We start from the raw sequence: 13,826 nt of genomic DNA on the forward strand, positions 1-13,826 counted from the left end.
ATGAGATTCTTTTGCTTAAATGCGCTTTATTCTCCTTATCAAAAGGAGAAAAATTAGCAGAAGGATTAAATTGATCTTCAAATGAAAAATATGTAATTTATCAATTATATATTTTCGAAAATTATTAAATGGCTATTCTCAAAAAAATTGATCCTGCCTCTTTGGAATCTATTTGCAAAATATTAGGCGATACAATGAATGGCCTAACAGGTACGGAAATCTCTAAATACCTAAGTGAGTGTAATATTTCTGATCCAAAAATAAATTCAACAAAATGGAAGAAGTTATATGATGCTTTGAATCTCAAACAGAATGAAGATAAGTGCGCCAATAATTTAATCTTTTTTATTCAACATGTCATGAGACCATCAAGGCACTTTGATAATGCAACATGGTTTAATGAAATACGAAACAAATTAAATATTGTGTTTTCATTTGAAGGATTGGAATTAGAAGAAACTGGAATTATAAAACGCATCACAGCCATCAAAACACTTACTGAAGCAGAAGAACGCGCTATAAATTTAAGAAAAGTACTAATTGATAGGAAGATTCATAATGACGTTCTACTTTTCTGCAAAGCAGAGCTGTTAGTTGATAATTATTTTCATGCTGTATTTGAAGCAACTAAAAGTATCGCTGAAAAAATTCGTAATAAAACGTCTCTCACCACAGATGGATCTGAGTTAATAGATCAAGCTTTCTCATTCAAAGGAAAAATTCCTCATCTGACATTAAACAATTTAATGACAGAAAGCGAAGAAAGTGAACAAAAAGGTTTTATGAACTTATTAAAAGGAATTTTTGGTACATTTAGAAACACAACAGCCCATGCTCCTAAAATTACTTGGACTATTGATGAACAAGATGCTCTAGATATTTTATCTACTATTTCCTTAATACATAGAAAATTGGATAAAGCTATTGAGGCAAAAAAAATGTATGAGGGAAAATTATAAAAGCCTAGTTGTATATCATATAAGCTTTTATATGCTCACATTACATGAATTTCCTCAACTCTTAAGTGATGCATCATCTCTCGAATAAACACAAAGTAGGTAAAAACATAAAGCTGATCTGGAGACACTTGGCTTGTGTAATAGCTTAAATGCTCAATAAAATCATTTAATCTAGCAATTTTAGATTAAACAATCCGTAAATAAAAAGATCCCCCAATCTTTAAGATTAAGAGATTTCTTTTCGATACTATTTATACCAAGTACACATTACTTTTACTTCAAATGTGCCTTAATCTTCTCTTTAACTGCTTCAGTTGAAATACCATAGCGATCATGTAAAGTGGGCAATGCCCCTGCATCTAAAAATGCATCTGGCAAACCAATCATGTCAAAACGAGGATGTTGTCCATTTCTTAGAAATAGTGAGCCAACGGCTTCCCCTAACCCACCAATGACTGAATGATTTTCGGCAGTTAAAACAGGTCGGCCACCTTTAGCGACTTCATTCAAAATAGTTTGTTCGTCTAAAGGTTTAATGGTAGGTACATGCAACACTGAAACCTCAATGCCCTCTTTTTCAAGCTCTTCGGCTGCCTCAAGCGCACGCATGGTCAATAAACCAGTCGAAATAATGAGTAAGTCTTTACCGGGTTTAATCACCTGTGCCTTACCCAATTTAAACTGGTAGTTGTATTTATCGAGCACTAACGGAACCTGACCGCGTAATAAACGCATATATACCGGACCATTATGCGCGGCAATCTGAGGAATCGCCTGTTCTATTTCCAAGGCATCACATGGATCGATAACCATCAAGTTCGGCATAGCGCGGAAAATCGCAATATCATCTGTCGCTTGATGACTTGGGCCATAACCCGTGGTTAACCCCGGAAGTGCTGCCACAATTTTGACATTCAGATTATCTTCCGCAATTGCCATACAAATAAAGTCATAGGCACGACGTGATGCAAACACGGCATAGGTGGTCGCAAAAGGAACAAACCCTTCACGAGCAAGTCCTGCTGCTGCGCTCATCAAAAGTTGTTCCGCCATACCCATTTGGAAAAACTTGTCTGGGTTTTCTTTGGCAAAAATATGTAGGTCTGTATATTTTGATAAATCTGCTGACAAACCTACGATATCGTCACGCTCTTTTGCCAAGGCATTCAGTGCATGTCCAAATGGTGCTGGTTTGGTCGGTTGGCCCTCGGCAGCAATAGAAGCAATCATTGCCGAAGTGGTTAGTTTTTTCTTAGGAGGATTGGCTAACTGACTCATGGTGTATTCCTTACTGTCCATAGTGGGTCAAAATATTTAAAGCGTCATCCCATTCATGTTCATCAACACGAATGAAGTGAGTTTTTTCGCGGCTTTCCAAGAACGACACGCCTTTACCCATTTTGGTGTCACAAATAATGACACGTGGGCATGCTCCCTCATGGTTTCGTGCCTGATCGAATGCCTCAAGCAAAGCTTCCATGTTGTTGCCATCCACACGTTGGGTGTACCAACCAAATGACTGCCAACGGTCTACAATGGGTTCAAACGCTAAAATTTCGCTGGAGTGCCCATCTGCCTGCTGATTATTCACATCAATAATGGCAATCAAGTTATCTAGTTTCCAATGAGAAGCAGACATCACTGCCTCCCATGTTGAGCCTTCATTTAACTCACCATCGGACAGTAAGTTATAGACAAAAGCATCCGACTTTTTCTGTTTCAGTCCTAAACATGCACCGACCGCAATTCCAAGACCATGCCCCAATGAACCACCTGTAATTTCCATGCCCGGTGTATATGAAGCCATACCCGACATCGGTAGACGACTATCATCTGCACCGTAAGTTTCAAGTTCTTCAAGTGGGATAATTTTTGCTTCAATTAAGGCCGCATAAAGTGCAATTGCATAGTGCCCAATAGAGAGATAAAAACGGTCACGACCTTCCCAGTCAGGGTTTTCTGGCTGATATTTCATGGCATGGAAATAAGATACAGCGAGCAAATCTGCTGCACCTAAGGCTTGTCCAACATAGCCTTGGCCTTGTACTTGTCCCATACGTAAAGCATGTTGGCGAATGTGGTAGGCACGTTGTTGCAACTCGGCAATTTGGTCTGCTTTATCAACATTTAACATTGTCATTTACTATTCCTTATTAACGATTGACCAGTTTTGCCGGAACACGCAGAACCAGACTGGCACCGAAAATTAATACTGCTGTGATTAAGAACATGCCGATTGCATTTGAACCTGTGTTAGTAGTAATCCAACCAATTAAATACGGCGAACAGAATCCAGCAAGATTGGCGAAGCTATTCACTGCTGCAATACCTGCCGCTGCGGAAACACCACCCAAAAAGTTGGTCGGTAACATCCAGAATAAAGAGGATGCCGTCAGCACACCTGAGGCTGCGATGCAAAGGCAAATTAAAGAGAGCGTTAGATTTGAAGCGAATAAGGTCGCAAATGTGAGTGCTATAGCGCCTGCACACATCGGAATAATTAAGTGCCAGCGGCGTTCTTGGAAATGGTCACCACTACGCCCTGCCAAAATCATGACCACAATGGCACACATATAAGGCAGGCTTGTGAGCAAACCGATATGCCAGTTATCACTAATGCCCGAGTTACGAATGAGAGTTGGTAGCCAAAATGTAATGGCGTATTGCCCCATCACGACACAAAAGTAAATACCTGCCAGTAGCCATAAGCGTTTATCTGCAATGAACTCTTTGACGCTAGCATGACCTTCTTTGTGCTGGTTATCCTGAGCAAGTTCTTGCTTCACCAAGTTCTTTTCATCTTGGGTTAACCAGTTAGCGTCTTGAACTGAATCTTTTAAAACAGCAAGTACAAGCAGGCCAACAAGTACAGTAGGAATGGCTTCAATTACAAACATCCACTGCCATCCAAACCAGCCATGTACGCCGCTCATTCGGTCCATGATTAAGCCTGAAAGTGGTCCACCAATCATTCCTGAAATTGGAATCGCGATAAACCAAAGTACGGTCATGCGTGCACGGCGGTAAGATGGAAACCAATAAGTGAGGTAGAGCAACAAACCCGGAGCTAGTCCAGCTTCAGCAACACCAAGCAAAAAACGTAAGGTGTAAAATTGCCATTCGGTTTGAACAAAAGCAAAACAACCTGACAAAATGCCCCATGTAATCATGATTCGGGCAATCCAACGTCTTGCGCCTACCTTGTGAAGTACAATGTTACTTGGTACTTCACAGAGGAAATAACCAATAAAGAAAATCCCTGCGCCTAGACCATATACAGCTTCACTAAACTGTAAATCGCTCATCATTTGGAGCTTGGCAAAACCCACATTTACTCGATCTAAATAGGCACAAAAATAACAAAGCATTAAAAATGGCATCAGCCGAAATGCAATTTTTCGATACGCCGATTTACGAATCGTTGTATCTACTTCAGATGAAAATACTGTATCCATCATGCGAATCCCTTTACATTTGGCCACAGTATCCTCTTGTGACCATCATTCTATTTTTAGTTTTTAAATGACAAGCGTTAATGAATCAGCATGCCACCATTTATATCGAGTGTGACACCAGTTAAGTAAGCTGACAGATCACTTGCCAAAAATAATGCTGCATTTGCAACATCTTGTGCTTTACCTAAGCGGCCAAGTGGAATACCTGCCAAAATGTCGTGACGACGGTCATCATTCATTAAACCGCCAGTAATATCAGTCTGAATTAGACCTGGAGTAAGAGAATTTACACGAATCTGGTCACCACCAAACTCACGAGCCATCGCTTTTGCCAGACCTAACACGCCTGCTTTAGCAGCGCTATAGTGTGGCCCGCCAAAAATACCACCGCCGCGTTGTGCTGAAACTGAAGATAGACAGACAATACTTCCACCACCGTTTGCTTTCATAGATGGAATAACAGCTTGCGACATAATCAGTGTTCCACGCAGGCTGACATCTAAAATACGGTCATAGTCATTGCGTTGAATATCAAGGGTTTTAACTGGCTGAGTAATACCAGCATTGTTAATTAAAATATCAATCTTGCCATAGTGCTGTAGTGCTTGTTCAACAGCTACTTTGACCTGTTCTTCGTTCGCAACGTTTGCAGCAAGGCCTAAATGTCCTTCACCAAGCGCTTTTGCAGCGTTTTGGCTTTGAGCAAGATCTAAATCAACAATAATGACTTTGGCACCCTGTTGTGCAAAGATTTCTGCGGTTGCTCGCCCAATTCCACGTTCTGATGCTGCACCGGTAATTAATGCCACTTTTCCTTGTAGTAACATATTCAATCCTCTTTTACGCTTTATTTCCTGAGTTCTGACTTAGAATCTCTTTTTTCACAAAGCCCAGCAATCATCTCGAATTCAACAAGACATGAAAAAAATTCATGCCTATGCTATTTTCAAATAAGTTTTAGGGATAAAAACGGATCATTTTATGGATAGTAGTGAAAACAATTTCAACCAGATGCCCTCAATTAAAACCTTACAGGCTTTTGAACAAACCGCCCGTTTCGGCAATGTTGCCAAGGCAGCCGAGCATTTGAATCTCACGCCTTCGGCAGTAAGTCATCAAATTGCTAAGCTTGAAGAAATGATTGGGCAGAGTTTATTTATTCGTGGTGCCCGTGGTGTGACGCTTACCCCTTCTGGTGAACGCTATTTTCAAGATGTCACCACCATTTTGCATAACCTCATGTTAGCCACGGAAAAAGCTGCCGATAAAAGTCCTAAAGACAGTTTATATATTCACTCATCTCCAAGTTTTGGTTTGCTTTGGTTGCTCCCTCGCCTTGAATCATTTAAAGAAAAATTTCCGATGATTCGGGTCAATCTGTCTTGTTCTTATGAAAATTTGCACTTTACCCGCGACAAGATCGATATTGATATCCGTCATGGTTTACCCAACTGGACAGGGGTAGAAATCAGAACGATTCGTAATGAAAAGTTAGAAGTGCTTGCGTCCCCCAAACTACTTGAACGCAGTCCAGTAAATAAACCTCAAGATTTATTAAAGAAAGAACTGATTTTATCGCGCTCGACCTTAGTCACTTGGCCGCAGTGGTTTGCCCATCAGGGTCTAACTATTCCTGAGTTTCCCTACACTTTGAGTTTTGACCGCTCTTATATGTCACTTGAGGCAGCCACACACGGACTAGGATTTGTTTTGGAAAGTAATTTACTTACCCAAAATTATTTAGAATCTGAAAAATTAGTTAGAGTTTTTGCAGATGAACTATCGATTCCTATCTCGGCTCATCATTTGGTATATCCACGAACCCACCAATTTATTCCTAAAATTGAGCTATTTTTAAACTGGATTCATGATGAATTGGCAGGCTGAGAAATCATTTCTTAAATGATCTGAATTTGCTCAACTCGTAAGTGATGCATCATCTCTCGAATAAATACAAAGTAGGTAAAAACATAAACCTGATCTGGAGCTACTTGATTCGTGTAGTAACTCAAACGCTCAATAAAATCATTAAATCCATCCTCAAGCTCAATACGACTGATTTGCTTTTTAGCACTAAAAAATAACTGACTCAGTTGTGCCATGGCGGTATCAGCTGTAACGGCTACACTACTTATATTTAGATTTCTGAGTGGCTGCAACTCGATGATTTCTTCAATAAAATAAATCATCTTTTCAATCGCAAGCTCATCAATCACACCATTGCTGATACTTTTTGAATTAATAAAACCTAAGCCCTGCTCAAGGTGAATGTGTTGGCTGTCTACATCAAACGAGAGACTATTTAGACCAAGTGAAAATTTTAAAACCGAGTCGGGATGAATCATAAAAATAGCTTACCGTTGAGTTTTACTCATAAGATTAATTTCTTTATAACCTTAAATTGTGCAAGTTTGTTCAATATTTAGAGTTAATGGCACTAAGCATCATTAACACTATCTATAATAAAAACCTCTTTAAAAAGATGAAAAATCAATTTTATATTCATCCAATCCTATGATTAAAAAATAGAGTATAAACATGAAAAAATTAGTAATTTTAGGTATTACGATTTATAGCTTTGCACAACTTACCAATGCAGCCACATTAAATGTAAAACCATATGGTACGACTCAAGACGGTCAAAAAGTTGATTTATACACCATGAGCAATAACAAAGGAGTCTCGGTATCTTTTATTAGCTTCGGTGGTGTAATTACACAGATTTTGACTCCCGATGCCCAAGGTAAACAAAATAATATTGTTTTGGGCTTTGATGAACTAAAAGGTTATGAAGTCACTGATACCAAGGAAGGCATTCATTTTGGCGGATTAATTGGTCGTTATGCGAACCGGATTGGTAATGCTAAATTTAGCTTAGATGGAAAAACGTATAACCTTGAAAAAAATAATGGGCCGAATTCATTACATAGCGGGAATCCCGGTTTTGATAAACGTGTTTGGCAAGTTAAACCCCTCGTTTCTAAAGGTGAAACCGTTAAAGCTTCTCTTAAGTTAACAAGTCCAAATGGTGATCAAGGTTTTCCCGGAAAATTAGATGTAGAAGTGATCTACAGTCTTTCAGATCAAAATGAATTCCAAATCGAATATAAAGCCAAAACTGATCAACCAACAGTCGTCAATCTCACCAACCACAGTTATTTCAACTTATCAGGCGCTGGCAATAATCCTTATGGTGTACTAGATCATGTGGTGCAACTCAATGCAGACCGTATATTGGTAACCGATCAAAACTCTTTACCCACAGGTGAAATAGCTTCGGTTGCAGGTACACCTTTTGATTTTCGGACGCCTAAGGCTATTGTGAAAGATATCCGAGCAAATAATCAGCAATTGGCCTATGGATATGGCTATGACCAAACTTGGGTAATTAATCAAAAGTCTCAAGGGAAACTCAATCTTGCAGCTATTGTGGTTGATCCAAAATCTAAACGAACCATGCAAGTCTTAACCACTGAACCAAGTGTCCAAATGTATACAGCCAATCATTTACTCGGAAATGTTACTGGTGCAAATGGCGTACTCTATCGACAAGCAGACGCACTAGCATTAGAAACACAGCATTTTCCAGACAGCCCGAATCAACCGGCTTTCCCTTCTACACGTTTGAACCCAAATCAAACTTATAATAGTGTTACCGTATTTAAGTTTGGTGTTCAAAAATAGTCTTTCTAATGAGGCTACGTTCATATTAAAAAGACTCTCAGCTAAATATGGCTGAGAGTCTTTTTATTTATTTAACTTTTGTGTTGGGTAAAAATGCAGTTGCAAAGCCAAGTAATGGCAACAATGAACATAAACCAAATACCCACTCAATGCCGTTAATATCCGCTAAATGTCCTAAGCCCGCTGCGGCAATACCGCTTACCCCGAACATCAGACCGAACATTAAACCTGCAATCATGCCTACACGGCCCGGAACAGCTTCTTGTGCGTAAACCACCATCGCTGCAAAAGCAGATGACAACACCAAACCTGCAATAATTGAAAAAACTGTTGTCCAGAATAAGTTTGCATACGGCATCATTAATGCAAACGGTGCCATACCAACAAATGAAACCCAGATCACTGCTTTACGGCCAATTTTGTCACCAATTGGACCACCTGCAAATGTACCTAAAGCAACGGCTGCCAAAAAGGCAAATAAATGCAACTGAGCTGTTTGAATACTGACATGGAACTTTTGAATTAAGTAAAAGGTAAAGTAGTTACTAATGCTAGCAATGTAGGTAAATTTAGCAAACATCAACACACTAATTGTGCTCAAAGCAATAATGAGCTTACGGCCATGCAATTTACTATGTGCTTGGGTAGCACGTGCAACCACCTGACTTTTAGCATGACTCACAGTCCAACGGCTTACACCAAATAAAACCCAAATCGCCAAAAGTGCAAATATCACCAAGCCCGCAACTGCATGCTGTCCAAACGGGACAATCAGTAAAGCTGCCAACAATGGACCAATGGCTGTACCGGTGTTTCCGCCCACCTGAAAAGTTGATTGAGCTGTACCGAAGCGCCCGCCCGATGCCATTCGTGCCACCCGTGAAGCTTCTGGATGAAATGTTGCAGACCCTACACCAATAAGCGCAGATGCACATAACAACACAGCAAAACTTGGTGAAAATGCTAACAAAATAATACCGCAGAATGTGACGACCATTCCGAGTGGAAGAAGATATGGTTTTGGATGTTTATCGGTATATAGTCCAATCCAAGGCTGTAGCAGTGAACCTGTAATCTGGTATACAAACGAGATTAGGCCAACCTCCGCAAAACTCAGCGAAAAGTTTGCTTTTAGCATTGGATAGATAGCTGGTAGCACCGCCTGAATTAAATCATTCAGTAAATGTGCGACTGCCACGGCGCCTACAATTTTAATAATCATTCCTTGAGGCTGATCATTTGCAACGGTATTGGCAATACCATCTTTCAATTGTATTGAAGACGTCATACCTGAAAAACTCCAATATTTTTAAATGAGATGCTTATTGTAAATTGTCGCTTATAAAGTTATCTTCCAATAATCATCGTATAAGTGACAATTTTTAGGATAGTTTATGTCCGATTCTCTTATTCAGTCTGATTTGTCTGAACTTGTGATTGGGCTATCTTCTGAGCATTCTTACCGAGAAATCACTCCTACCCATACGCATACGCGTGCGCAGTTTTTATATGCCTCTACTGGCAACATTCAAGTTTTTACGCCTAATCATGTGTGGATTGTGCCGCCCATGTGCGCGTTATGGATTCCAGCACATGTAGAGCACAGCGTGATTTCACTGAGTCACGTGAAGTTAAATACGGCATTGGTTGAAGTAAATGCAGCAGCTTTAATGGGACAACATTGTTTTATTATTCGGGTGAGCAACCTGTTGCATGAGCTTTTGATTCGTTTAAATGAAATTGAACGTGAGGAAACTCCAAATACAGCAACCTCTCAAGAGCTTTCCCGTTCTTTACAAATTTTGATTTTTGAAGAAATACATCGGGCCAATTTATTGCCTATTCAGATTCCGTGGCCGAAAGACAAAAGACTCTTAAAAATTTGCCAAGAGTTATTACATACGTCTGACAGTTCAAAAGATTTAACAGATTGGGCTGATGATATTGGTGCGAGTTCCAGAACCCTAATGCGTATGTTCCAAAAGGAAACTGGGCTGTCATATCGGGCATGGTTGCAACAAATGCATATTGCACTTGCGTTAAGTAAAATCGCGAATGGTGAATCTATTGCTCAAATTTCAGAATCACTGGGGTATACAAACCCCAGCGCGTTCAGTGCAATGTTTAAGCGACATCTAGGAAAAACACCTCAGCAGTTTAGAAGTGCCGCGATGTCGCTATAAGTCTTTTTTTTTGCAGGTAGGTCATGCTTTTCGAGCAAATCATCGAAATCATGATAGACATGCAGTTCTCGATCTTTACCAGTTCTGGCATGATCTAAGCGCTGTTCAGGGTCGACTAAAACTAGAGTATGGCCGTCATCAATCAGACGATCTACGCCTTCTAAAAACATACGTTTACCCACATCGTGGATAAGTGAAATCTGGGTTAAATCAATAACGATTGTGCTTTGATCAGTTGTCTCGTCTTGTAAAATACGCAACAACATTTCAGCTTCGGTAAATTTCAATACACCTCGAAGCACATATACACTTAATGATGCATCTTTTCCTGTACGGTAATGGCTTTGTACAATGGTCTGGGCAGAAGGTGTACCTTCCATGAGATGTAATCCCATGTCACGAGATAATCGTTCTAAAATATCGATACCTCGAACACTATGACCATGCTCATCTAGTCGAGGTGAAAAAGCAGCAATACTGACCTGCCCCGGTAGCACACCCAAGATACCGCCTGCTACACCACTTTTAGCAGGAATACCTACAGTTGAAAGCCAGTCACCCGCTGCATCGTACATACCACAGCTCATCATGACACTGAGGACTTGTCTAACTACAGATCGATTTAATAGGCGCTTTCCAGTTTTAGGGTCGACCCCGCCATTGGCAAGTACACTGCCCATACGTACCAAGTCTTTAACTGTAACCATGATCGCACATTGACGAATGTAACCATTCACAATATCGACAGGGTCAGTTTCCAAAATCCCCACCGTACGCAACATATAACCGATCGAAAGATTACGGTAGGCTGTTTTGACTTCCGAATCATAAACAGACTCATCAAAACTTAATTCACGACCAGCAAGCTCGCTCATAAAACGGCGTAGAATTTCTGCGCTATGTAAACCATGCTTGACCTGAATCAAGGAATGTACAGTAATTGCGCCAGAGTTAATCATCGGATTTTTTGGACGACCATCTTTACCCAATGAAATTTCATTGAAGGCTTCACCAGAAGGCTCTACCCCTACTTTCGCAAGTACTGCATCAATGCCAAGCTGTTGTAAAACATAGGCATATACAAAAGGTTTAGAAATTGATTGTATGGTGAATTCAACATCATCATCGCCGACCGAATAAATTTCACCATCTACCGTAGACATTGCTAAAGCTAATCGATTTGGGTTTGCATTTGCCAACTCAGGAATATAATCGGCGAGATGACCGCTGTTATCGATGTCACAGGCTTCTATAACATTTGCCAAATATTCTGGGAGAGGGGTTTTCATGGTCAGTAACCTTAAATGAGGAGATTTACAACATCGCGCAAAATTTCAGCACAACCTGCTGATAATATTAAAATTATATCTTTTGTAATGATTTAAATATCACGATATAAGTATTCTAATTCCGATGAGTTATCCTTTTCAAGCTCATTATAGGTTTTTCAAAACTTTAAACTAAAGATTAGATTATTCTTTCTACAAATAAGATCCCATTTAAATGATCGACTTCATGTTGAACAATACGAGCAGGAAAACCATGGAAAATCATTTCAACTGCTTCACCCTGAAGTGTTAAATATTTAACCTTAACCATCTCTGCGCGTTCAACTTGCCCCCGCTCGTCTGGCACACTTAAGCAACCTTATTCACCTAAACAAACCTCGTTTGAGAACTCTAAAATCTCAGGATTCACCATGACCACTGCTTCCATTTCAGGTGCATCGGGATAACGTGGGTTTGGACGAGACGCCACAATAATGACGCGTTTAGAGATATACACTTGCGGCGCAGCAATTCCTACCCCATTACGCTCAAGCATTGTCGCATGCATAGCGTCAGCAAGCTGATAAAGCCAATTACTGTTTAACTCATTTGCCGACACAGGGGCCGCAGTCAGTTTCAAAATATCTTCACCACGCTTCGCGACAGGTAAAACTACACTCATCCTTTGACTCTCTCATTAAACTGGCTATAACAAGTTTTATTGTGTCGCTGAACGAAACAAAAGAAAAGCCATTCCTACATCTGTTTTTGTTTCATCTAAAGCGTTTTTTGTTTTAAAGCTTTTTGATCTGAGCAGGTCCAATCGACGTTGCCACATAGAACAAATTTCCTCCATTTACTTTTACTTCACTTTTCCATTAATATCCAAACTTCAATTACAACAATTAAGTAAAAAATGGATCAGGAATTAACTTTGCAGGATGCGAACTATCTTAATAAAGAAGATAAACGAACCCTCGCCCTTTCTTCATTGGGTGGAGCTTTAGAGTTTTATGATTTTGTGATTTATGTGTTTTACGCCAAAATCATTTCCGACCTCTTTTTCCCCAGCACACTTAGTCCGTTTTGGGCCATGCTCAACACTTATGGTATTTTTGCAGCAGGTTACTTTTTTAGGCCCTTAGGTGGGGTTGTCATGGCCCATTTTGGTGATTTGGTCGGGCGTAAAAAATTATTTTCACTTTCTATTTTACTGATGGCGCTGCCTACCCTGTTTATCGGGATATTGCCTACCTTTGAAAATATCGGATATTTGGCACCGCTACTTTTGTTACTTATGCGTGTGGTGCAAGGTATCGCAATTGGAGGGGAAATTCCAGCTGCATGGACCTTTGTGTCTGAACACGTTCCTGAAAGAAAAATTGGACTGGCAAATGGTTTACTCACCGCTGGGCTGTCTTTAGGAATTTTACTAGGCGCACTGATGTCTCTATGGATTTCACTAAACTTTAGTGAAGGACAAATCCATGACTGGGCATGGCGTATTCCTTTCATTGCAGGTGGTATCTTTGGTCTGGTTGCACTTTATTTACGAACTTATTTAAAAGAAACGCCTGTGTTTAAAGCCATGCAGGCTCGTAAAGAAATTTCTAAAGAAATGCCTGTAAAACAAGTATTAAAAACGCATAAAACAGCCGTTGCAATTGGCATGTTATTTACATGGTTTTTAACGGGATGTGTGGTGGTGGTGATTTTAGCCATGCCAAATTTATTAACTGGTACGTTTGGCTTTGAGCGCGCACAGACTTTTGAAATGCAAAGTGCAGCTATTATCATGCAAATGGTCGGTTGTATTTTTGCAGGCTATTTTGCTGACCGTTTTGGTTGTGGCAAAGTCATGATGTTTGGTGCACTTGCCGTGGCACTCACAGCAGCAGTTTTTTATAACAGTTTGGGGCACGCGGCACATTCAACCATTTTTGGTTTATATATGCTGTTGGGTCTATGCTCTGGTACTGTCGGCATGGTGTCGAGCAGTATGGTCAAAATGTTTCCCGCGCCTGTGCGTTTCTCGGGCATTTCATTTTCATATAATTTGTCTTATGCAATTGTTGGTGGTATGACCCTGCCTTTAGTGCATTGGCTCAGTCAATATAGTGATATTGGTGCGATGTATTATATTTTCGCATTGACTATTTTGGCCTTTGTGACTGCCTTTGTATTTTGGAATAAGTTTGAAAAAAACAGGTATTAAAAATTTTCACTTATTAAATAAAAAACCACGCCGATTGCGTGGTTTTTTTAATGCTGCTTACT

Annotated in this window: 12 protein-coding genes and 2 pseudogenes; 5 read left to right on the top strand and 9 right to left on the bottom strand. The window is 40.0% G+C overall.

Annotated elements, in window-relative coordinates; genetic code table 11:
* Window positions 1–128 precede the first annotated feature (128 nt).
* On the top strand, window positions 129–959 hold the full coding sequence (locus tag KIP84_RS13655; protein ID WP_213688735.1) for a TIGR02391 family protein: 831 nt from the start codon (window positions 129–131) through the stop codon (window positions 957–959).
* Window positions 960–994: 35 nt separating this feature from the next.
* Here KIP84_RS13655 and KIP84_RS18865 read toward each other — a convergent pair.
* The 5 genes and pseudogenes from KIP84_RS18865 to KIP84_RS13675 form a co-directional block, all read right to left on the bottom strand.
* Window positions 995–1,126, bottom strand: a pseudogene (locus KIP84_RS18865) (hypothetical protein); the annotation flags it as partial.
* A gap of 106 nt (window positions 1,127–1,232) precedes the next feature.
* Window positions 1,233–2,237: a transketolase C-terminal domain-containing protein gene (locus KIP84_RS13660; protein WP_213688736.1), complete on the bottom strand. Its 1,005-nt coding sequence runs from the start codon at window positions 2,235–2,237 to the stop codon at window positions 1,233–1,235.
* A gap of 10 nt (window positions 2,238–2,247) precedes the next feature.
* A complete protein-coding gene (locus KIP84_RS13665) occupies window positions 2,248–3,093 on the bottom strand; it encodes a transketolase (RefSeq protein WP_213689846.1) in 846 nt (281 codons plus the stop codon).
* Window positions 3,094–3,112: 19 nt separating this feature from the next.
* Window positions 3,113–4,414 carry an MFS transporter gene (locus KIP84_RS13670; protein WP_213062562.1) on the bottom strand — a complete coding sequence of 434 codons (1,302 nt, stop codon included), beginning with the start codon at window positions 4,412–4,414 and terminating at the stop codon, window positions 3,113–3,115.
* Window positions 4,415–4,491: 77 nt separating this feature from the next.
* Window positions 4,492–5,241 (bottom strand): SDR family NAD(P)-dependent oxidoreductase, encoded by a 750-nt coding sequence (locus tag KIP84_RS13675; protein WP_069122476.1) that lies wholly within the window; start codon window positions 5,239–5,241, stop codon window positions 4,492–4,494.
* Between the two features lie 184 nt (window positions 5,242–5,425).
* On the opposite strand from KIP84_RS13675, the gene KIP84_RS13680 reads away from it, so the two are divergent.
* On the top strand, window positions 5,426–6,301 hold the full coding sequence (locus tag KIP84_RS13680) for a LysR substrate-binding domain-containing protein (RefSeq protein ID WP_213689847.1): 876 nt from the start codon (window positions 5,426–5,428) through the stop codon (window positions 6,299–6,301).
* An 11-nt stretch (window positions 6,302–6,312) separates the two neighbouring features.
* On the opposite strand, the gene KIP84_RS13685 is transcribed toward KIP84_RS13680, so the two are convergent.
* A complete protein-coding gene (locus KIP84_RS13685) occupies window positions 6,313–6,759 on the bottom strand; it encodes a hypothetical protein (RefSeq protein ID WP_213688737.1) in 447 nt (148 codons plus the stop codon).
* Window positions 6,760–6,952: 193 nt separating this feature from the next.
* On the opposite strand from KIP84_RS13685, the gene KIP84_RS13690 reads away from it, so the two are divergent.
* Window positions 6,953–8,098 carry an aldose epimerase family protein gene (locus tag KIP84_RS13690; RefSeq protein WP_213688738.1) on the top strand — a complete coding sequence of 382 codons (1,146 nt, stop codon included), beginning with the start codon at window positions 6,953–6,955 and terminating at the stop codon, window positions 8,096–8,098.
* A gap of 67 nt (window positions 8,099–8,165) precedes the next feature.
* Here the strand turns inward: KIP84_RS13690 and KIP84_RS13695 are convergent, their stop codons facing one another.
* Window positions 8,166–9,386, bottom strand: a complete 1,221-nt coding sequence (locus KIP84_RS13695) for an MFS transporter (protein WP_213688739.1) — start codon at window positions 9,384–9,386, stop codon at window positions 8,166–8,168.
* 106 nt (window positions 9,387–9,492) lie between these two features.
* Between KIP84_RS13695 and KIP84_RS13700 the strand changes: the two genes are divergently transcribed.
* Window positions 9,493–10,281 (top strand): helix-turn-helix transcriptional regulator, encoded by a 789-nt coding sequence (locus tag KIP84_RS13700; RefSeq protein ID WP_213688740.1) that lies wholly within the window; start codon window positions 9,493–9,495, stop codon window positions 10,279–10,281.
* Here the strand turns inward: KIP84_RS13700 and KIP84_RS13705 are convergent.
* On the bottom strand, window positions 10,248–11,570 hold the full coding sequence (locus KIP84_RS13705; protein WP_213688741.1) for a glutaminase: 1,323 nt from the start codon (window positions 11,568–11,570) through the stop codon (window positions 10,248–10,250). The two genes, KIP84_RS13700 and KIP84_RS13705, sit on opposite strands and share 34 nt — an antisense overlap.
* Before the next feature lie 178 nt (window positions 11,571–11,748).
* Window positions 11,749–12,231 (bottom strand): annotated as a pseudogene (gene def / locus KIP84_RS13710) (peptide deformylase).
* Between the two features lie 234 nt (window positions 12,232–12,465).
* On the opposite strand from def, the gene KIP84_RS13715 reads away from it, so the two are divergent.
* A complete protein-coding gene (locus tag KIP84_RS13715; protein WP_213688742.1) occupies window positions 12,466–13,764 on the top strand; it encodes an MFS transporter in 1,299 nt (432 codons plus the stop codon).
* Window positions 13,765–13,826 lie beyond the last annotated feature (62 nt).

Source organism: Acinetobacter sp. BHS4 (assembly GCF_018454425.1).
Lineage (GTDB): Bacteria > Pseudomonadota > Gammaproteobacteria > Pseudomonadales > Moraxellaceae > Acinetobacter > Acinetobacter pittii.

Excerpts from the sequence above, each read along its gene's own strand:
- KIP84_RS13655 (WP_213688735.1), top strand. The coding sequence starts at position 129 with ATGGCTATTCTCAAAAAAATTGATCCTGCCTCTTTGGAATCTATTTGC.
- KIP84_RS13660 (WP_213688736.1), bottom strand. The coding sequence starts at position 2,237 with ATGAGTCAGTTAGCCAATCCTCCTAAGAAAAAACTAACCACTTCGGCA.
- KIP84_RS13665 (WP_213689846.1), bottom strand. The coding sequence starts at position 3,093 with ATGTTAAATGTTGATAAAGCAGACCAAATTGCCGAGTTGCAACAACGT.
- KIP84_RS13670 (WP_213062562.1), bottom strand. The coding sequence starts at position 4,414 with ATGGATACAGTATTTTCATCTGAAGTAGATACAACGATTCGTAAATCG.
- KIP84_RS13675 (WP_069122476.1), bottom strand. The coding sequence starts at position 5,241 with ATGTTACTACAAGGAAAAGTGGCATTAATTACCGGTGCAGCATCAGAA.
- KIP84_RS13680 (WP_213689847.1), top strand. The coding sequence starts at position 5,426 with ATGCCCTCAATTAAAACCTTACAGGCTTTTGAACAAACCGCCCGTTTC.
- KIP84_RS13685 (WP_213688737.1), bottom strand. The coding sequence starts at position 6,759 with ATGATTCATCCCGACTCGGTTTTAAAATTTTCACTTGGTCTAAATAGT.
- KIP84_RS13690 (WP_213688738.1), top strand. The coding sequence starts at position 6,953 with ATGAAAAAATTAGTAATTTTAGGTATTACGATTTATAGCTTTGCACAA.
- KIP84_RS13695 (WP_213688739.1), bottom strand. The coding sequence starts at position 9,386 with ATGACGTCTTCAATACAATTGAAAGATGGTATTGCCAATACCGTTGCA.
- KIP84_RS13700 (WP_213688740.1), top strand. The coding sequence starts at position 9,493 with ATGTCCGATTCTCTTATTCAGTCTGATTTGTCTGAACTTGTGATTGGG.
- KIP84_RS13705 (WP_213688741.1), bottom strand. The coding sequence starts at position 11,570 with ATGAAAACCCCTCTCCCAGAATATTTGGCAAATGTTATAGAAGCCTGT.
- KIP84_RS13715 (WP_213688742.1), top strand. The coding sequence starts at position 12,466 with ATGGATCAGGAATTAACTTTGCAGGATGCGAACTATCTTAATAAAGAA.